Source organism: Kitasatospora sp. MBT66 (genome assembly GCF_000710405.2).
Classification (GTDB): domain Bacteria; phylum Actinomycetota; class Actinomycetes; order Streptomycetales; family Streptomycetaceae; genus Kitasatospora; species Kitasatospora purpeofusca.
This window is the reverse complement of the sequence record NZ_JAIY01000006.1, coordinates 574,812-593,967: the sequence shown is the minus strand read 5'-3', so window position 1 is coordinate 593,967 and position 19,156 is coordinate 574,812. Positions and strand designations below refer to the sequence as shown.

General features: G+C 70.9%; 16 protein-coding genes. 14 read left to right on the top strand and 2 right to left on the bottom strand.

The window, feature by feature from the left end; all coding sequences use genetic code 11:
* The first annotated feature begins 33 nt into the window (after positions 1-33).
* From uvrB to BI06_RS15150, 3 genes are all read left to right on the top strand, one after another.
* Entirely contained in the window at positions 34-2,139 is a 2,106-nt protein-coding gene (uvrB, locus tag BI06_RS15160) for an excinuclease ABC subunit UvrB (RefSeq protein ID WP_043468590.1), read from the top strand.
* A gap of 239 nt (positions 2,140-2,378) precedes the next feature.
* Positions 2,379-2,960: a TerD family protein gene (locus BI06_RS15155; protein WP_030394978.1), complete on the top strand. Its 582-nt coding sequence runs from the start codon at positions 2,379-2,381 to the stop codon at positions 2,958-2,960.
* 212 nt (positions 2,961-3,172) lie between these two features.
* A complete protein-coding gene (locus BI06_RS15150; protein ID WP_030394977.1) occupies positions 3,173-4,174 on the top strand; it encodes a TerC family protein in 1,002 nt (333 codons plus the stop codon).
* A gap of 77 nt (positions 4,175-4,251) precedes the next feature.
* On the opposite strand, the gene BI06_RS15145 is transcribed toward BI06_RS15150, so the two are convergent.
* Together BI06_RS15145 and BI06_RS15140 are read right to left on the bottom strand one after the other, a co-directional pair.
* Positions 4,252-4,905, bottom strand: coding sequence for an MBL fold metallo-hydrolase (locus BI06_RS15145; RefSeq protein ID WP_030394976.1), 654 nt, complete (start codon positions 4,903-4,905; stop codon positions 4,252-4,254).
* Positions 4,906-4,962: 57 nt separating this feature from the next.
* The gene (locus BI06_RS15140; protein WP_082558494.1) at positions 4,963-5,745 is read right to left on the bottom strand and encodes a maleylpyruvate isomerase family mycothiol-dependent enzyme; all 783 of its coding nucleotides are present in this window, start codon (positions 5,743-5,745) and stop codon (positions 4,963-4,965) included.
* A gap of 268 nt (positions 5,746-6,013) precedes the next feature.
* Here BI06_RS15140 and uvrA point away from each other — a divergent pair, with 268 nt between their 5' ends.
* From uvrA to BI06_RS15085, 11 genes are all read left to right on the top strand, one after another.
* Positions 6,014-8,926: an excinuclease ABC subunit UvrA gene (gene uvrA, locus BI06_RS15135; RefSeq protein WP_043468588.1), complete on the top strand. Its 2,913-nt coding sequence runs from the start codon at positions 6,014-6,016 to the stop codon at positions 8,924-8,926.
* Positions 8,927-9,062: 136 nt separating this feature from the next.
* Complete coding sequence (locus BI06_RS15130) at positions 9,063-9,497, top strand: Rieske (2Fe-2S) protein (RefSeq protein WP_043468586.1); 435 nt, start codon at positions 9,063-9,065, stop codon at positions 9,495-9,497.
* Positions 9,498-9,548: 51 nt separating this feature from the next.
* The gene (gene uvrC / locus BI06_RS15125; protein ID WP_043468583.1) at positions 9,549-11,639 is read left to right on the top strand and encodes an excinuclease ABC subunit UvrC; all 2,091 of its coding nucleotides are present in this window, start codon (positions 9,549-9,551) and stop codon (positions 11,637-11,639) included.
* Between the two features lie 118 nt (positions 11,640-11,757).
* A complete protein-coding gene (gene rapZ / locus BI06_RS15120) occupies positions 11,758-12,669 on the top strand; it encodes an RNase adapter RapZ (RefSeq protein ID WP_369826124.1) in 912 nt (303 codons plus the stop codon).
* Between the two features lie 93 nt (positions 12,670-12,762).
* Positions 12,763-13,866: a uridine diphosphate-N-acetylglucosamine-binding protein YvcK gene (gene yvcK, locus BI06_RS15115; protein WP_094745610.1), complete on the top strand. Its 1,104-nt coding sequence runs from the start codon at positions 12,763-12,765 to the stop codon at positions 13,864-13,866.
* Positions 13,857-14,837, top strand: coding sequence for a DNA-binding protein WhiA (gene whiA / locus BI06_RS15110; RefSeq protein WP_030394969.1), 981 nt, complete (start codon positions 13,857-13,859; stop codon positions 14,835-14,837). Before yvcK ends, whiA begins: the two co-directional genes overlap by 10 nt.
* 334 nt (positions 14,838-15,171) lie before the next feature.
* Positions 15,172-16,176 carry a type I glyceraldehyde-3-phosphate dehydrogenase gene (gene gap / locus BI06_RS15105; RefSeq protein ID WP_030394968.1) on the top strand — a complete coding sequence of 335 codons (1,005 nt, stop codon included), beginning with the start codon at positions 15,172-15,174 and terminating at the stop codon, positions 16,174-16,176.
* 151 nt (positions 16,177-16,327) lie between these two features.
* Positions 16,328-17,533 (top strand): phosphoglycerate kinase, encoded by a 1,206-nt coding sequence (pgk, locus tag BI06_RS15100; RefSeq protein WP_043468580.1) that lies wholly within the window; start codon positions 16,328-16,330, stop codon positions 17,531-17,533.
* 7 nt (positions 17,534-17,540) lie between these two features.
* Positions 17,541-18,326, top strand: a complete 786-nt coding sequence (gene tpiA, locus BI06_RS15095) for a triose-phosphate isomerase (protein WP_030394966.1) — start codon at positions 17,541-17,543, stop codon at positions 18,324-18,326.
* Positions 18,327-18,413: 87 nt separating this feature from the next.
* A complete protein-coding gene (secG, locus tag BI06_RS15090) occupies positions 18,414-18,650 on the top strand; it encodes a preprotein translocase subunit SecG (RefSeq protein WP_030394965.1) in 237 nt (78 codons plus the stop codon).
* A gap of 205 nt (positions 18,651-18,855) precedes the next feature.
* Positions 18,856-19,143 (top strand): RNA polymerase-binding protein RbpA, encoded by a 288-nt coding sequence (locus tag BI06_RS15085; RefSeq protein WP_030308030.1) that lies wholly within the window; start codon positions 18,856-18,858, stop codon positions 19,141-19,143.
* Positions 19,144-19,156: the final 13 nt, after the last annotated feature.

The following is a 19,156-nucleotide window of genomic DNA, read 5'->3' as shown; positions in this document are numbered from 1 at the left end:
GCGCTTGTCGGTGGTGGGTCGTACGGTGGTGGCGTGCGACCCATCACGAGTATTGAGCGGTCAGTGGCGCCCTTCGAGGTCGTCAGTCCCTACCAGCCCAACGGTGACCAGCCGGCGGCGATCGCCGAGCTGGAGCGGCGGATCCGCGGCGGGGAGAAGGACGTCGTCCTGCTCGGTGCCACCGGTACCGGCAAGTCGGCCACCACGGCCTGGATGATCGAGAAGCTGCAGCGGCCCACCCTGGTGATGGCGCCGAACAAGACGCTGGCGGCGCAGCTGGCGAACGAGTTCCGCGAACTGCTGCCCAACAACGCGGTCGAGTACTTCGTCTCGTACTACGACTACTACCAGCCCGAGGCGTACGTCCCGCAGACGGACACCTACATCGAGAAGGACTCCTCGATCAACGAGGAGGTCGAGCGGCTGCGCCACTCGGCGACCAACTCGCTGCTCACCCGCCGGGACGTGATCGTGGTCGCGTCCGTGTCCTGCATCTACGGCCTCGGCACCCCGCAGGAGTACGTGGACCGGATGGTGCGGCTGAAGGTCGGCGAGGAGATCGACCGGGACGTGCTGCTGCGCCGTTTCGTCGACATCCAGTACACCCGCAACGACCTGGCCTTCACCCGCGGCACCTTCCGGGTCCGCGGCGACACCATCGAGATCTTCCCGGTGTACGAGGAGCTGGCCGTCCGGATCGAGATGTTCGGCGACGAGATCGAGGCGCTCTACACCCTGCACCCGCTCACCGGCGAGATCATCAGCCAGGACGACTCCGTGTACGTCTTCCCGGCCTCGCACTACGTGGCCGGTCCGGAGCGGATGGAGCGCGCGGTCACCGACATCGAGAAGGAGCTGGAGCAGACCCTCGCCAGGATGGAGAAGCAGGGCAAGCTGCTGGAGGCCCAGCGGCTGCGCATGCGCACCACCTACGACATCGAGATGCTGCGCCAGATCGGCACCTGCTCCGGGGTCGAGAACTACTCGATGCACTTCGACGGCCGCGAGCCCGGCTCCCCGCCGAACACCCTGCTGGACTACTTCCCGGAGGACTTCCTCCTGGTCATCGACGAGTCGCACGTCACCGTGCCGCAGATCGGCGCCATGTACGAGGGCGACGCCTCGCGCAAGCGGACCCTGGTCGAGCACGGCTTCCGGCTGCCCTCGGCGATGGACAACCGCCCGCTGAAGTGGGAGGAGTTCCTGGAGCGGATCGGCCAGACCGTCTACCTGTCGGCGACCCCGGGGAAGTTCGAGCTCTCCCGGGGCGACGGCCAGGTCGAGCAGATCATCCGCCCGACCGGTCTGATCGACCCCGAGGTGATCGTCAAGCCGACCGAGGGCCAGATCGACGACCTGGTGCACGAGGTCCGCAAGCGGGTGGAGCGGGACGAGCGGGTCCTGGTCACCACGCTCACCAAGAAGATGTCCGAGGACCTCACCGACTACATGCTCGGCCTGGACATCCGGGTCCGGTACCTGCACAGCGACATCGACACGCTGCGCCGGGTCGAGCTGCTGCGCGAGCTGCGGGCCGGCGAGTACGACGTGCTGGTGGGCATCAACCTGCTCCGCGAGGGCCTGGACCTGCCCGAGGTGTCGCTGGTGGCGATCCTGGACGCGGACAAGGAGGGCTTCCTGCGCTCCGGCACCTCGCTGATCCAGACCATCGGCCGCGCGGCCCGCAACGTCTCCGGCCAGGTCCACATGTACGCGGACCGGATCACCCCGGCGATGGAGAAGGCCATCGACGAGACCAACCGCCGCCGGGAGGTCCAGCAGGCGTACAACAAGAAGCACGGGATCGACCCGCAGCCGCTGCGCAAGAAGATCGGCGACATCCTGGACACCCTCGCCCGCGAGGACGTGGACACCGACGAGCTGCTCTCCACCGGCTACCGCGCGCCGGGCGGCGGCAAGGGGGCCAAGGGCAAGGCGCCGGTGCCGGCCCTGGGCGCCGACCGCAAGCCGGCGAAGTCGATGCCGGCCGCGGAGCTGGCCGAGCTGATCCAGTCGATGACCGAGCGGATGCACGCCGCCGCGACCGACCTCCAGTTCGAGGTGGCGGCCCGGCTGCGCGACGAGGTCAAGGAGCTGAAGCGGGAGCTGCGCCAGATGCGCGAGGCCGGCATCGCCTGACGCCCGCCCGGCGGGCGTGGCCGGTTCTCTGCCCGGCCGCGCCCGCCGGTGCGTCGCCGCCCCGGCGAGGGGGTACACGGCGGGAAAGGCGTTGGACCGCAGGGCCTAGGCTGGTCCGCGGTGCCGTCCTTGTCGGGCGGCCGGTAAAGAGGGGGCCTCAGCCGGGGGACGGCAACGGGGTGTTCCACCGTGGAGCCGGCGCGGGGATCCCGTGCGGCTGGGCAGAGAGGACAACCGCCGTGTCGGTGAACCTGGCCAAGGGGCAGCGGGTCAGTCTGCAGACAGGCCCGGGGGAGACGCTGACCGTGGTCCGGATGGGCCTGGGCTGGCGGGCGGCGCCCCGGCGGGGCCTGTTCGGCAGCCGGACGCGGCAGATCGACCTGGACGCCTCGGCACTGCTGTACGCCGAGCACACTCCGTCCGACGTGGTCTTCTTCCAGCACCTGGAGAGTTCCGACGGTTCGGTCCGGCACACCGGGGACAACCTGGTCGGCGGCTCCGGGGCGGGGGAGGACGACGAGGCGATCCTGGTGGACCTGGCGCACGTGCCGCCGCACATCACCCAGGTGGTGTTCACGGTCAGCTCCTACACCGGGCAGACCTTCGCCGAGGTGCAGAACGCGCACTGCCGGCTGGTGGACGAGTCGACCGGGCTGGAGCTGGCCCGCTACGACCTGACCGGCGGCGGTCCGCACACCGGGCAGATCATGGCGAAGGTGTTCCGGGACGGTGCCGGGGGCTGGGAGATGCAGGCGATCGGCGCCCCGGCGAAGGGCCGCTCCTTCCAGGACCTGCTGCCCGCCATCGAGCCGTTCCTCTGACGGTTCTTTACCTTCTTTACCTTTCCTTGGGAGTGCTGTTACCCTTCTTGCAGCGGAGGGGAGTATTCCCTCGCAGTCGTCCCCGTCATCACGGGTGCCTGTCACGGCACCCCGGGGCGCTGGTCCGCGGTCGCGCAGTCGCGCGTCCGACGGGCGGAAGAGACCTCCGGCAGTGACGATGACTGTCTCGCCTACCTGCCGGAGGAGCAGTAGTGGACGTTTCCGTAAGTTTGTGGGTCGGCACGATCGTGGTGCTGTTGGCACTGGTCGTGGCCGATTTCTTCATCGGCGGGCGCAAGCCGCACGAGGTCTCGATCAAGGAAGCCGGCATCTGGACCACGGTCTGGGTCGTGCTGGCGGTGATCTTCGGCGGTTTCCTCTGGTGGCACTCCGGCGCGACGCCGGCCGGTGAGTTCTTCGCCGGCTACATCACCGAGAAGTCGCTCAGTGTCGACAACCTGTTCGTCTTCATCCTGATCATGGGCAAGTTCGCGGTGCCGCGGATCTACCAGCAGCGCGTGCTGATGTTCGGTGTGATCATCGCCCTGGTGCTGCGTGCGGTCTTCATCGCCGGCGGTGCCGCGCTGGTCGCCCAGTTCTCCTGGGTCTTCTTCATCTTCGGCGGCTTCCTGATCTGGACGGCCTGGAAGCTGATCAAGGAGGCGCGGGCCGACGAGGAGGAAGAGGAGTTCGAGGAGAACCGCCTGCTCAAGTCGATCGAGCAGCGCTTCCCGTCGACCGACAAGTACCACGGCACCAAGCTCTTCGTTCGGGAGAACGGCCGCCGGCTGATGACCCCGATGCTGATCGTCATGATCGCGATCGGCACCACCGACGTCCTGTTCGCGCTGGACTCGATCCCGGCGATCTTCGGCCTGACCCAGGACCCGTACATCGTCTTCACCGCCAACGCCTTCGCCCTGATGGGCCTGCGCCAGCTGTACTTCCTCATCGGCGGTCTGCTGAAGAAGCTGGTCCACCTGTCGTACGGCCTGTCGGTCATCCTGGGCTTCATCGGGGTGAAGCTGGTGCTGCACGCGCTGCACGAGCAGGGTGTGCACGTGCCGGAGATCGGCATCCCGTTCTCGCTGGGCTTCATCGTGGTGGTGCTCGCCATCACCACCGCGACCAGCCTGATGGCCTCCAAGAAGGCCGCCCTGGCCGAGCAGGCGGAGCAGGGCGGGCAGGGCGAGCCGGAGAAGCTGGACGCCTGACGCACCCCCTCCGTCGAACGGGCGGGCCCGCGACCGATCACCTCGGTCGCGGGCCCGCCCGTTCCGGCTGTCGGCGGCTACCAGCCGCGCTCGCGCCACTCCGCGAGGTGCGGGCGCTCGGTGCCGAGGGTGGTGTCGTCGCCGTGGCCGGGGTAGACCCAGGCCTCGTCCGGCAGCACGTCGAAGATCTTCCCGGTGACGTCCCGGAACAGGCTCGCGAAGGCGTCCCGGTCGCCCCAGGTGTTGCCGATGCCGCCGGGGAAGAGGCAGTCGCCGGTGAACACGTGCTGGTGGCCCACCGGGTCGTCGTAGACCAGCACGATCGCGCCGGGGGTGTGGCCGACCAGGTGCCGGACGGTCAGCTCGCAGCGGCCCACCGCGAGGGTGTCGCCGTCCGCGAGCGGCAGCGCGGTGGGGACGTCGATGCCCTCGGCGTCGTGCTCGCCCGCCGCGGTGCGCGCGCCGGTGGCGGCGACCACCTCGGCCAGCGCCCCCCAGTGGTCGTGGTGGCGGTGGGTGGTGACCACGGTGGCCAGCCGCTCGCCGACCGTCTCCAGCAGCACCGGCGCGTCGGCCGCCGCGTCGATCAGCAACTGCTCGTCGGTGTCCCGGCAGCGCAGCAGGTAGGCGTTGTTGTTGTGGGGGCCGACCGCCACCTTGGTGATGATCAGGTGCGCCAGCTCGCGCACGTCCGGCGGCCCGCCGACCTTGACCGCTCCGTGGTACGTCATACGTCCGCTCCTTGTCGGGCTACAGGGTCAGGGCCATCCTCGCGCCTGCGAGGGGGCTCAGCCCAACGGGGGGAGGACCGGCAGGTCGGTGCCGGGGATGCGGCGCAGGGCGGCGCCGTCGGACCGGCCGGAGAGCCAGGCGAGCAGGGCGCGGACGGGGCCCTCGACGGTCAGGGCGGGGGTGCCGGCGCCGATCACGGCGCGTTCGGCGGGGTCCTCGGCCAGCAGCTCGACGGCGGGCAGCCCGGCGCCGGCCGGTCCGGCCAGCTTCTCGGCGAGCTGCCGGAACTCGGTGGCGGCGAACTCCTCCGGCCAGTGCGCGGGGGTGTAGCCGGCGTCCAGGTCGACGTGGTGGTACTCGACCTCCGCCAGCCGCCGCCAGGGGATCTCCGCGGCCGGGAAGACGGCGCCGCTGCGGTGCTTGACCTCCGTGGCCCAGGCCCCGTCCGGCAGCAGGGCGGCCGCCGCTACGAAGCGGGCGTGGGAGGCGCGCAGGTCGGCGAGCTGCTCGTCCACCGGGCGGGGCGCGCCCTCCTCGATGTCCCGGTCACGGGCCTCCTGGCTCGGGTACTGCGGGATGTCGGTGCCGGTGCGGGCGCCGTCCAGCAGGTTGACCAGCGAGTCGGCGTTGCGGGCGAGGTGGGCGAGCACGTGGCCGCGGGTCCAGCCGGGCAGCGCGGAGGGCCCGGCGGCGGCCTCCGCCCCGATCCCGGCGACGGTCCGCAGCAGCAGGCGGGTGCTCTCCTCGACCTCGGCCAGGCGCCGGGCGGCGACGGCGGGGAGGGAGGGGGCGGGGTCGGTCTGCGGCCCGGTGCGCGGGTCGGTCTGCGGGTCGGTCATCGATTCGGCCTTCGGTGGGAGACGGCGCGTTGCCCCGAGGGGGCTTCGCTCGTTGACCAGGTGACGCTACCGCCGTTGCCCCCCGCCGAGCAGGGGCTTTTCGGTCCGCGCGTCAAGACTCCGCGCATCGTCCTCACTCGTTCGGGTGGACCCGGCTGGACGAGCTCGATAATCGAACGCGTGAGCTAGTAGGCTGGCTGCCGCATCCTGGAAGAAGTACACCCCTCGAAACCCAGCCCTCTCGCCCCGGAGAAAGGCGCCAGAAGCAGTGGCCGACCGCCTCATTGTGCGCGGTGCTCGCGAGCACAACCTCAAGAACGTCTCGCTCGACCTGCCCCGCGACTCCCTCATCGTCTTCACGGGCCTCTCCGGCTCCGGCAAGTCCTCGCTGGCCTTCGACACCATCTTCGCGGAGGGCCAGCGCCGCTACGTCGAGTCGCTGTCCTCCTACGCCCGGCAGTTCCTGGGCCAGATGGACAAGCCGGACGTCGACTTCATCGAGGGCCTCTCCCCGGCCGTCTCGATCGACCAGAAGTCCACCAACCGCAACCCCCGCTCGACCGTCGGCACCATCACCGAGGTCTACGACTACCTGCGGCTGCTGTTCGCCCGGATCGGCAAGCCGCACTGCCCGCACTGCGGCCGCCCGATCGCCAAGCAGTCCCCGCAGGCCATCGTCGACAAGGTGCTGGAGCTCGCCGAGGGCACCCGCTTCCAGGTCCTCAGCCCGGTGGTGCGCGAGCGCAAGGGCGAGTTCGCCGACCTCTTCGCCGACCTCCAGTCCAAGGGCTACGCCCGGGCCCGGGTGGACGGCGAGACGGTCCAGCTCGCCGAGCCGCCCAAGCTGAAGAAGCAGGAGAAGCACACCGTCGAGGTGGTCGTCGACCGCCTCACCGTCAAGGACAGCGCCAAGCGCCGGCTGACCGACTCGGTGGAGACGGCCCTGCGGCTGAGCGGCGGCATGGTCGTGCTCGACTTCGTCGACCTCCCGGAGGACGACCCCGAGCGCGAGCGGATGTACTCCGAGCACCTCTACTGCCCGTACGACGACGTGTCGTTCGAGGAGCTGGAGCCGCGCTCGTTCTCCTTCAACTCGCCGTTCGGCGCCTGCCCGGACTGCTCCGGCCTCGGCAACCGGATGGAGGTGGACCCGGAGCTGGTGGTGCCCGACGACGAGCGCTCGCTGGACGAGGGCGCCATCCACCCCTGGTCCGGCGGCCACACCAAGGAGTACTTCCAGCGGCTGATCGACGCCCTCTCCGGCGAGCTGGGTTTCCGCACCGACATCCCCTGGGCCGGGCTCCCGGCCCGAGCCAAGAAGGCGCTGCTGTACGGCCACAAGCACCAGGTCGAGGTCCGCTACCGCAACCGCTACGGGCGCGACCGCTCCTACACCACCGGCTTCGAGGGCGCGGTGCCCTTCATCCAGCGCCGCCACCAGGAGGCCGAGAGCGACTCCAGCCGGGAGCGCTTCGAGGGCTACATGCGCGAGGTGCCCTGCCCGACCTGCCAGGGCAGCCGGCTCAAGCCGGTGGTGCTGGCGGTCACCGTCGAGGGCCGCTCGATCGCGGACGTCTCCTCGATGTCGATCAGCGACTGCTCCGACTTCCTCGGCGCGATGAAGCTGAACGCCCGGGACAAGCAGATCGCCGAGCGGGTCCTCAAGGAGGTCAACGAGCGGCTGCGCTTCCTGGTCGACGTCGGCCTGGACTACCTCTCGCTGGACCGCGCGGCCGGCACCCTCTCCGGCGGCGAGGCCCAGCGGATCCGGCTCGCCACCCAGATCGGCTCCGGCCTGGTCGGCGTGCTCTACGTGCTGGACGAGCCGTCGATCGGCCTGCACCAGCGCGACAACCACCGGCTGATCGAGACCCTGGTCCGGCTCCGCGACATCGGGAACACCCTGATCGTCGTCGAGCACGACGAGGACACCATCAAGATGGCCGACTGGGTGGTCGACATCGGCCCCGGCGCCGGCGAGCACGGCGGCAAGGTGGTGCACTCCGGCTCGCTGAAGCAGCTGCTCGCCAACAAGGAGTCCCTCACCGGCCAGTACCTGTCCGGCAAGCGGAGCATCCCGATCCCGGCCGCCCGCCGCGCCCGGGACAAGAAGCGCCAGCTCACCGTGCACGGCGCCCGCGAGCACAACCTCAAGGACGTCACGGTCGGCTTCCCGCTCGGCACCTTCACCGCGATCACCGGTGTCTCCGGCTCGGGCAAGTCCACCCTGGTCAACGACATCCTCTACACCCACCTTGCCCGGGAGCTGAACGGCGCCCGCACGGTGCCCGGCCGGCACACCCGGATCACCGGCACCGACCTGGTGGACAAGGTGGTGCACGTCGACCAGTCGCCGATCGGCCGCACCCCGCGCTCCAACCCGGCCACCTACACCGGCGTCTTCGACCACGTCCGGCGGCTGTTCGCGGAGACCCAGGAGGCCAAGGTCCGCGGCTACCTGCCCGGCCGGTTCTCGTTCAACGTCAAGGGCGGCCGCTGCGAGAACTGCTCCGGCGACGGCACCATCAAGATCGAGATGAACTTCCTGCCGGACGTCTACGTCCCGTGCGAGGTCTGCCACGGCGCCCGCTACAACCGGGAGACGCTGGAGGTCCACTACAAGGGCCGCTCCATCGCCGAGGTGCTGGACATGCCGATCGAGGAGGCGCTCGACTTCTTCGAGGCCGTCCCGGCGATCGCCCGGCACCTGCGCACGCTCAACGACGTCGGCCTCGGCTACGTCCGGCTCGGCCAGTCCGCGCCGACCCTCTCCGGCGGCGAGGCGCAGCGGGTGAAGCTCGCCTCCGAGCTGCAGAAGCGCTCCACCGGCCGGACGGTCTACGTGCTGGACGAGCCCACCACCGGCCTCCACTTCGAGGACATCAGCAAGCTGATCAAGGTGCTCTCCGGCCTGGTGGACAAGGGCAACACGGTCATCGTCATCGAGCACAACCTCGACGTCATCAAGACCGCGGACTGGATCGTCGACATGGGCCCCGAGGGCGGCTCCGGCGGCGGCTCCGTGGTCGCCGAGGGCACCCCCGAGGAGATCGCGGCCGTCTCCGAGAGCCACACCGGCAAGTTCCTCCGGGACATCCTGCCGGGCGGCTTCGAGGAGGCCCCGGCCGCGCCGGCCAAGGCCAAGACCCCCCGCAAGCGCGCCGCGGCGGCGCGCAAGTAGCGGACGGGCCTCGCCGCCCGCCTCCGCCCGCCCCCGGCACCCCGGGGGCGGGCGGAGGCGCGCCGCATAGAATTCCGGGCGGCCCGCAGCCGCGAAGCCGCCGCCGAACGCCGCCGCCGAAACCAGGAGCACCCTCATGTCCGAGGCCCCCGAGAGTCCCGCCCCCTCCCGCCGCACCCTGCTCTGCGGGGCCGCGGCCGTCCTCGCCGCCGGCGGCACCGTCGCCGTCACCGGCTGCGCCTCGACCTCCTCCGGCTCCGACTCCGCCGCCAAGACCCCGGTCGACCTCGGCCCGGCCTCCGGCGTCCCGGTCGGCGGAGGCACCGTCTTCCGCGAGAAGAAGATCGTCGTCACCCAGCCCGCCGAGGGCCAGTACAAGGCGTTCAGCGCCAAGTGCACCCACGCCGGCTGCATCGTCGACCAGGTCAAGAACCAGAAGATCCAATGCCCCTGTCACGGCAGCATGTTCGGCATCACCGACGGCGCCGTGCAGGACGGCCCGGCCCCGGCCCCGCTGCCCGCGTACGACGTGGTGGTCGAGGGCGGCAACCTCAAGGTGACCCCGCGCTGAAGCAGTTGATCTCCCGCACGCGCCCCCGGCCCGAGTCGGTACGGTGGACCCATGGCTGACCCGTCCACCTACCGTCCGGCGCCGGGTGCGATCCCGACCTCGCCCGGTGTCTACAAGTTCCGCGACGCCCACGGGCGGGTCATCTACGTAGGCAAGGCCAAGAGCCTCCGGCCCCGCCTGTCCTCCTACTTCCAGGACCTCGCCGGACTCCACCCGCGCACCGCGACCATGGTCACCACCGCCGCCTCGGTGGAGTGGACCGTCGTCGCCACCGAGGTCGAGGCGCTCCAGCTGGAGTACTCCTGGATCAAGGAGTTCGACCCCCGGTTCAACGTCAAGTACCGGGACGACAAGAGCTATCCGGAACTCGCGGTCACCCTCAACGAGGAGTTCCCGCGGGTCCAGGTGATGCGCGGCGCGCACCGCAAGGGCGTGCGCTACTTCGGCCCCTACGGCCACGCCTGGGCGATCCGCGAGACCGTCGACCTGCTGCTGCGCGTCTTCCCCGTCCGCACCTGCTCCAACGGCGTCTTCAAGCGCGCCGCCCAGGTCGGCCGCCCCTGTCTGCTCGGCTACATCGGCAAGTGCGCCGCGCCCTGCGTGGGCCGGATCACGCCGGAGGACCACCGGGCGCTGGCCGAGGACTTCTGCGACTTCATGGCCGGGCGCACCGGCAACTACCTGCGCCGGCTGGAGACCGAGATGCAGGAGGCCGCCGCCGACCTGGAGTACGAGAAGGCCGCCCGGCTGCGCGACGACATCGGCGCCCTCAAGCGGGCCATGGAGAAGAACGCCATCGTGCTCGCCGACGCGACCGACGCCGACCTGCTGGCCGTCGCCGAGGACGAACTCGAGGCGGCCGTCCAGATCTTTCACGTCCGCGGCGGCCGGGTCCGGGGCCAGCGCGGCTGGGTCACCGACAAGGTCGAGGACGTCGACACCGCCGGCCTGGTCGAGCACGCCCTCCAGCAGCTCTACGGCGGCGTCGGCGGCGGCGCCGAGGACCGCGGCGAGGCCGTCCCGCGCGAGGTGCTCGTCCCCGCGCTGCCCGACCCGGTCGAGCCGGTGCGGGAGTGGCTGGGCGGGCTGCGCGGCGCCCAGGTGGACCTGCGCATCCCCCAGCGCGGCGACAAGAAGGACCTCATGGCCACCGTGCAGCGCAACGCCCAGCAGGCGCTGGCGCTGCACAAGACCAAGCGCGCCTCCGACCTCACCACCCGCAGCCGCGCCCTGCAGGAGATCACCGACGCGCTGGAGCTGGACAGCGTCCCGCTGCGGATCGAGTGCTTCGACATCTCCCACCTCCAGGGCGAGGACGTGGTCGCCTCGATGGTGGTCTTCGAGGACGGCCTGGCCCGCAAGAGCGAGTACCGCCGCTTCGAGATCAAGGGCTTCGAGGGCCAGGACGACGTCCGCTCGATGCACGAGGTGATCAGCCGCAGGTTCCGCCGCTACCTCCAGGAGCGCGAGCGCACCGGCGAGTGGGCCGTCCCCGAGGAGGGCCCCGAGGACGCCGCGGACGGCACCGGTGCCGGTGTCGACGACACCGGCACCGGCGTCGACACCCGCGCCGAGGACGGCCGCCCCCGGCGCTTCGCCTACCCGCCGCAGCTGCTGGTCGTCGACGGCGGACAGCCCCAGGTCGCCGCCGCCCAGCGGGCCCTGGACGAACTCGGCATCGACGACATCGCGCTGTGCGGCCTGGCCAAGCGCCTGGAGGAGGTCTGGCTGCCCGGCGAGGACGACCCGGTGGTGCTCCCGCGCAGCAGCGAGGGCCTCTACCTGCTCCAGCGGGTCCGCGACGAGGCCCACCGCTTCGCCATCGGCTACCAGCGCGGCAAGCGTTCCAAGCGACTCACCGCCGGAGAACTGGACTCCGTCCCCGGCCTCGGCGAGACTCGCCGTCAGGCGCTGCTCAAGCACTTCGGCTCGCTCAAGAAGCTCCGGGCGGCCACCGTCGACGAACTCTGCGCGGTCCCCGGCATCGGCCGGCGGACGGCGGAGACCGTTGCGGCGGCGTTGTCGTCCCGTACACCTGCCGCACCAGCCGTGAACACCGCCACGGGCGAGATCATCGAGGACGGCGCCGACGAGCCGGCGCCCGCGGCGCCCGAGACCGCACCCATCCAGGAGACGCCATGACGGCCGACGCCGCCCGTCAGCCGGCGTGCCCCGCGCCCACTCGTCCGAGTGGCGCCGGGAAGCATGCCCGCGCGACGCGCGTTCTCCACAGCAGAACCACCGAGAGCGGGGAACCGAAGTGACCGTGTCCGATTACGGGGGCACCGCCCGGCCGGAGGCCGGCGGCGAGAACACCCCGGAGCTGGTGATCATCTCCGGCATGTCCGGGGCGGGCCGCTCCACCGCCGCCAAGTGCCTGGAGGACCTGGGCTGGTTCGTGGTGGACAACCTGCCGCCGGCCCTCATCCCGACCATGGTCGACCTCGGAGCCCGCTCCCAGGGCAACGTCGCCCGGATCGGCGCCGTCGTGGACGTCCGCGGCCGGCAGTTCTTCGACGACCTGCTGACCTCGCTGGACGAGCTGGAGAAGCGCGGCGTGCGGCTGCGCGTCGTCTTCCTCGACTCCTCCGACGACGCCCTGGTCCGCCGCTTCGAGAGCGTGCGCCGCCCGCACCCGCTCCAGGGCGACGGTCGGATCGTCGACGGCATCGCCCAGGAGCGCGAGCTGCTGCGCGAGCTCCGCGGCGAGGCCGACCTGGTGATCGACACCTCCAACCTCAACGTCCACCAGCTGCGGGCCAAGCTCGACGCCCAGTTCGCCGACCACGACGAGCCCGAGCTGCGCGCCACCGTGATGTCCTTCGGCTTCAAGTACGGCCTGCCGGTCGACGCCGACCTCGTGGTGGACTGCCGCTTCCTGCCGAACCCGCACTGGGTGCCCGAGCTGCGGGCCAGGACCGGCACCGACGCGGACGTCGCCGACTACGTGTTCCAGCAGCCCGGGGCCAACGAGTTCCTCAACGGCTACGCCGAGCTGCTGCGCATTGTCACCGAGGGCTATCGCCGCGAGGGGAAGCGTTACATGACCCTTGCCGTAGGCTGCACCGGTGGCAAGCACCGCAGCGTCGCGATGTCCGAGCGGCTGACGAAGCGTCTGATCGCGGACGGTGTGGAAACGGTGCTCGTCCACCGTGACATGGGACGGGAGTAGCCGCCGCACCCCCTGCCGGGCCGCCGGTGGAGGTCGGCGGCCCGGCAAGAGGAACGCGAGGTAGGTGTGACGGGATACGTGCCCGGGCGGCAGCTGCAGAACAAGACCGCCGACCGGAGCGGGACCACGGCCAGGTCGATCGTGACCGGCCGCTCCCGCACCGGGGCGGCCCGCACCGGCCCGGCCCGTCCCCACCAGGCCCCCAGGAGCAGTCAGGCCCCGCGGATCACCGCGCTCGGCGGCGGCCAGGGCCTGTCGGCCTCGCTCTCCGCGCTGCGCCGGCTCACCACCGACCTCACCGCGGTGGTGACCGTCGCCGACGACGGCGGCTCCAGCGGCCGGCTCCGTGAGGAGCTCGGGGTGCTGCCCCCCGGCGACCTCCGCAAGGCGCTCGCCGCGCTCTGCGGCGACGACGACTGGGGCCGGACCTGGTCCGAGGTGATCCAGCAGCGCTTCACCGGCACCGGCGAGCTGGGCGGCCACGCGGTCGGCAACCTGCTGATCGTCGCGCTCTGGGAGAAGCTCGGGGACCCGGTGGCGGCCCTGGACTGGGTCGGCCGGCTGCTCAACGTCCAGGGGCGGGTGCTGCCGATGTCGGCGGTCCCGCTGGACATCGAGGCGATAGTCCGGGGGCACGACCCGGCCTTCCCCACCGAGCTGGGCGCCGTCCGCGGCCAGGCCAGCGTGGCGGTCACTCCCGGCACCGTGCAGTCCGTCCGGCTCGTTCCGGACGAGCCGCCCGCCGTGCCGGAGGCGGTCACCGCGGTCCGGGAGGCGGACTGGGTCGTCCTGGGCCCCGGCTCCTGGTTCACCAGCGTGCTGCCGCACCTGCTGGTGCCCGAGCTGGTCAAGGCTCTGGTGGAGACCCGCGCCCGCCGCCTGCTCACCCTGAACCTCGCCCCGCAGCCCGGCGAGACCGAGGGCTTCACCCCGCAGCGTCATCTGGATGTCATCGCCGACCACGCCCCCGCGCTCGCGGTGGATGCGATCCTGGTGGACGAGCGCGCCGTCACCGGCGGTGCCTTCGGCCAGGCCGACCTGGCCGGCCTGGAGAAGGCGGCCGAGCGAATGGGAGCCGCACTGGTGCTCGGGCGGGTCGCCCGTACCGACGGCACGCCGCGACACGACCCGGAGCTCTTGGCGGCCGCGTACGACCGGATTTTCCGGACACATGGAAGGATCGGGCCATGGCGATGACTCCAGCGGTGAAGGACGAAATCAGCCGGCTCCCGGTCACCCGGGCCTGCTGCCGCAAGGCGGAGGTGTCGGCGATCCTGCGTTTCGCGGGCGGGCTGCACATCGTGAGCGGCCGCATCGTGATCGAGGCGGAGCTCGACACCGGAGCCGCCGCCCGGCGCCTGCGCAAGGACCTGCTGGAGATCTTCGGACACTCCTCGGACCTGGTCGTGATGGCCCCCGGCGGCCTGCGGCGCGGCAGCCGCTACGTGGTCCGGGTGGTCAAGGACGGCGAGCTGCTCGCCCGCCAGACCGGGCTCGTGGACGGCCGAGGTCGCCCGATCCGCGGTCTGCCCCCGGCCGTCGTCTCCGGCGCCACCTGCGACGCCGAGGCGGCCTGGCGCGGCGCCTTCCTGGCCCACGGCTCGCTCACCGAGCCCGGCCGCTCGTCCTCGCTGGAGATCACCTGCCCCGGTTCGGAGGCCGCCCTCGCCCTGGTCGGCGCCGCCCGCCGGCTCGGCATCCCCGCCAAGGCCCGCGAGGTGCGCGGCGTGGACCGGGTGGTGATCCGCGACGGCGACGCGATCGGCGCGCTGCTCACCCGGCTCGGCGCGCACGAGTCGGTGCTGGCCTGGGAGGAGCGCCGGATGCGGCGCGAGGTGCGGGCCACCGCCAACCGGCTGGCCAACTTCGACGACGCCAACCTGCGCCGCTCGGCCCGGGCCGCGGTCGCGGCCGGCGCCCGGGTGGCCCGCGCGCTGGAGATCCTCGGCGAGGAGGTGCCCGAGCACCTGGCCGCCGCCGGCCAGCTGCGGATGCAGCACAAGCAGGCCTCGCTGGAGGAGCTGGGCGCGCTCGCCGACCCGCCGCTGACCAAGGACGCGGTGGCCGGCCGGATCCGCCGACTGCTGGCGATGGCCGACAAGCGCGCCTCCGAGCTCGGACTGCCGAGCACCGAGGCCAACCTCACCGACGAGATGGCGCTCAGCTGACGCCTCCCGCCGACCGGATCCGGCCGGGGTCTTGACGATCGCACCCGGAGATGATCTCTGCGCCGGTGCCCGCCAACGCGGGCACCGGCGCAGTCGTGTCCGGGGGTTGGAACGGGCCGTTGCGGCGGCCCTCGCGCGGGTCGGGACCAACTGCCCGGACGGGCAAGGCCGGACGGCCCGAAATCGGTGGGAACACGCGCCACGCCAGGGGTTGCGCATTCGCCTGATGTGCTCCACCCGGCCTCGGAGGGGTAGGGTCATAGGCGGTCGGGGACATCCCAAAATTCCACCCCGTCGGCATAGCGTCCGGCGTACCTAACGAGGAGATCGGTTCGTGACGATCCGGGTAGGCATCAACGGATTCGGCCGCATCGGCCGCAACTTCTTCCGTGCGGTTAAGTCCCAGGGCGCGGACATCGAGATCGTCGGCGTCAATGACCTGACCGACACCAAGACCCTGGCGCACCTGCTCAAGTACGACTCGATCCTGGGCACCTTCCCGGGCGAGGTGTCCCACACCGCGGACAGCATCACGGTCGACGGCACGACCTTCAAGGTCATCGCCGAGCGCGACCCGGCCAACCTCCCCTGGGGCGAGCTGGGTGTCGACATCGTCATCGAGTCGACCGGCATCTTCACCAAGGCCGAGGCGGCGAAGAAGCACGTCACGGCCGGCGCGAAGAAGGTCATCATCTCGGCGCCCGCCACCGACGAGGACATCACCATCGTCATGGGCGTCAACGACGAGAAGTACGACGGTGCCAAGCACACCGTCATCTCCAACGCCTCCTGCACCACCAACTGTGTGGCGCCGCTGGCCAAGGTGCTGAACGAGAACTTCGGCATCGTCAAGGGTCTGATGACCACGGTGCACGCGTACACCAACGACCAGGTCACCCTGGACTTCCCGCACAAGGACCTGCGTCGCGCCCGCGCCGCGGCCCTCAACATCATCCCGACCTCGACGGGTGCCGCCAAGGCCACCGCCCTGGTCCTCCCGGAGCTCAAGGGCAAGCTGGACGGCACCTCGCTGCGCGTCCCGGTCCCGACCGGCTCGATCACCGACCTGGTGGTCACCCTGGAGCGCGACGTCACCGTCGCCGAGGTCAACGAGGCTTTCCAGAAGGCCTCCGAGACCACCCTCAAGGGCATCCTGCAGTACACCGAGGACCCGATCGTCTCCTCCGACATCGTGAACTCGCCGTTCTCCACGATCTTCGACTCGCTGATGACCATGGTCCAGGGCAACCAGGTCAAGGTCTTCGGCTGGTACGACAACGAGTGGGGCTACTCGAACCGCCTCGTCAACCTGACCACCCTCGTCGGTGCCGGGCTCTGACGCAGCGGGAGCTGACGTGAAGTAGGGGGGAGGGCCCGGAAGGCATGTGCGAAGCCGACCGGGCCCTCCGTCTGCGCACCCTCAACTCCCCTTTGACGGCCCGCTGTTGTGCCGTCGCCTGCTCCACCATCTCGCCAGGAGACCGAAGACCGTGAAGACCATCGAAGATCTGGACGTCGCCGGCCGGCGCGTGTTCGTGCGCGCGGACCTGAACGTCCCGCTGTCCGGCGGCACGATCACCGACGACGGCCGGATCCGCGCCGTCGCCCCGACCATCGCCAAGCTCGTCGAGCGCGGGGCGAAGGTCGTCGTCGCCTCCCACCTCGGCCGCCCCAAGGGCGAGCCGGACCCGCAGTTCTCCCTCGCGCCGGTGGCCGCCCGCCTCGGCGAGATCCTCGGCAGGCCGGTCGCGTTCGCGACCGACACCGTGGGCGAGAGCGCGAAGGCCACCGTCGCCGCCCTGGCCGACGGCGAGGTCACGCTGCTCGAGAACCTGCGCTTCAACGCCGGTGAGACCAGCAAGGACGATGCCGAGCGCGGCGCCTTCGCCGACGAGCTGGCCGGCCTCGCCGACCTCTACGTCGGTGACGGCTTCGGTGCGGTGCACCGCAAGCACGCCTCGGTGTTCGACCTGCCGGCCCGCCTGCCGCACGCGGTCGGCGACCTGATCGCCACCGAGGTCGGCGTCCTCAAGCGCCTCACCGAGGAGGTCGAGCGCCCGTACGTGGTGGTGCTCGGCGGCTCCAAGGTCTCCGACAAGGTCGGCGTGATCGACAACCTGCTCGGCAAGGCCGACCGCATCCTGATCGGCGGCGGCATGGCGTTCACCTTCCTCAAGGCCAAGGGCTACGAGGTCGGCAGCTCGCTGCTGCAGGAGGACCAGATCCCGACGGTGCTGGACTACCTCAAGCGCGGTGAGGAGAACGGCGTCGAGTTCGTGCTGCCGGTGGACGTCGCGGTCGCCGGGTCGTTCCCGGACGTCAAGACGCAGGCGCCGGTCGAGGACTTCGCCGTCGTCGCCGACGACGCCATTCCGGCGGGCACGCTGGGCCTGGACATCGGCCCCCGCTCCGGCGCGCTGTTCGCCGAGAAGCTGGCCGACGCGAAGACGGTGTTCTGGAACGGCCCGATGGGCGTCTTCGAGCACCCGGCCTTCGCCGACGGCACCCGGGCCGTCACCCAGGCCCTGATCGACAGCGACGGGTTCACCGTGGTCGGTGGCGGCGACTCCGCCGCGGCCGTCCGCACCCTGGGCTTCGACGAGACGAAGTTCGGACACATCTCGACCGGCGGTGGCGCGAGCCTCGAATACCTGGAGGGCAAGACCCTCCCCGGTCTCGCCGCACTGGAAGGCTGAATCACGCATGACTGAGCGTCTCCCGCTGATGGCGGGCAACTGGAAGATGAACCTCAACCACCTCGAGGCCATCCAGCACACCCAGAAGCTGGCCTTCGCGCTGGCCGACAAGGACTACGAGGCGGTCGAGGTGGCCGTCCTCGTGCCGTTCACCGACCTGCGTTCGGTGCAGACCCTGGTCGACGGCGACAAGCTGAAGATCAAGTTCGGCTCGCAGGACATCTCGCAGTACGACGGCGGCGCCTACACCGGCGAGATCTCCGGCCCGATGCTGTCCAAGCTGAAGTGCACCTACGCGGTGATCGGGCACTCCGAGCGCCGCGAGTACCACAACGAGACCGACGAGCTGGTCAACGCCAAGGTCAAGGCCGCCTACCGGAACGGGATCACCCCGATCCTGTGCATCGGTGAGCCGCTGGAGATCCGCAAGGCCGGCACCCACGTCGAGTACACCCTGGCCCAGCTCGACGGCGGCCTGAAGGACGTCCCGGCCGACCAGGCCGAGTCCGTGGTCGTCGCCTACGAGCCGGTCTGGGCGATCGGCACCGGCGAGGTGGCGACCCCCGAGGACGCCCAGGAGGTCTGCGCCGCGATCCGCGCGCGGATCGCCGAGCTGTACTCCGCCGAGCTCGCGGACAAGGTCCGGGTGCTGTACGGCGGTTCGGTCAAGTCGTCGAGCGCGGCCGGCCTGATGGCCAAGCCGGACGTCGACGGCGGCCTGGTCGGCGGTGCCTCCCTGGACGCCGAGGAGTTCGTCAAGATCGTGCGGTACCGTGAGCAGGCAGTAGGCTAACGCCGCCGCAGCAACGTAGGCTTTGGGGCCGGACCACCTGGCGTGGTCCGGCCCCTTCGCCGAAGATACGAGAGAGTTGGTCCCGCCGTGGTTCTCGGGTTCTCGATTGCCCTGATCGTCTTCAGCCTGCTGATGATCCTCCTGGTGCTGCTGCACAAGGGAAAGGGCGGCGGCCTGTCGGACATGTTCGGTGGCGGCGCGATGTCCACCGGCGGTGGCTCCGCGGTCGCCGAGCGCAACCTGGACCGCATCACGATCGTGGTCGGTCTGGGCTGGTTCGCCTCGCTGTTCGTACTCAGCATGGTCCTGAAGTACAAGAGCTGACATACCTCTGACGCCCCGTCGCCCCGCGGCCTATCCTGGAAGGGTCCGGGGCGGAGCCGGTGGTGGCGCATCCTTAACTCCTGCTTACACTAGGACGACTTTCGCCACCGACGCGCATCGCGGCGCGTCGGCGCACCAGCACGCAGGGAGTCAGACCGTGGCAAGTGGCAACGCCATCCGTGGCAGCAGGGTCGGAGCCGGCCCGATGGGTGAGGCGGAGCGCGGCGAATCCGCCCCCCGCAACCGGATCTCCTTCTGGTGTGCCAACAAGCACGAGACCCGGCCGAGCTTCGCGGCCGAGGCGGTCATCCCGGACACCTGGGACTGCCCGCGCTGCGGCTTCCCGGCCGGGCAGGACGAGCACAACCCGCCCGCCCCGTCCCGCAACGAGCCGTACAAGACCCACTTGGCGTACGTGCGCGAGCGGCGCACCGACGCCGACGGCGAGGCGATCCTCGCCGAGGCGCTGGCCAAGCTCCGCGGCGAGATCTGAGCAGGCGAACACC

What these genes read in the sequence shown, in the direction of transcription:
- whiA (WP_030394969.1), top strand. Translation starts at nt 13,857, where the DNA reads ATGGCGATGACTCCAGCGGTGAAGGACGAAATCAGCCGGCTCCCGGTC.
- uvrC (WP_043468583.1), top strand. Translation starts at nt 9,549, where the DNA reads ATGGCTGACCCGTCCACCTACCGTCCGGCGCCGGGTGCGATCCCGACC.
- BI06_RS15130 (WP_043468586.1), top strand. Translation starts at nt 9,063, where the DNA reads ATGTCCGAGGCCCCCGAGAGTCCCGCCCCCTCCCGCCGCACCCTGCTC.
- tpiA (WP_030394966.1), top strand. Translation starts at nt 17,541, where the DNA reads ATGACTGAGCGTCTCCCGCTGATGGCGGGCAACTGGAAGATGAACCTC.
- BI06_RS15145 (WP_030394976.1), bottom strand. Translation starts at nt 4,905, where the DNA reads ATGACGTACCACGGAGCGGTCAAGGTCGGCGGGCCGCCGGACGTGCGC.
- BI06_RS15140 (WP_082558494.1), bottom strand. Translation starts at nt 5,745, where the DNA reads ATGACCGACCCGCAGACCGACCCGCGCACCGGGCCGCAGACCGACCCC.
- BI06_RS15085 (WP_030308030.1), top strand. Translation starts at nt 18,856, where the DNA reads ATGGGTGAGGCGGAGCGCGGCGAATCCGCCCCCCGCAACCGGATCTCC.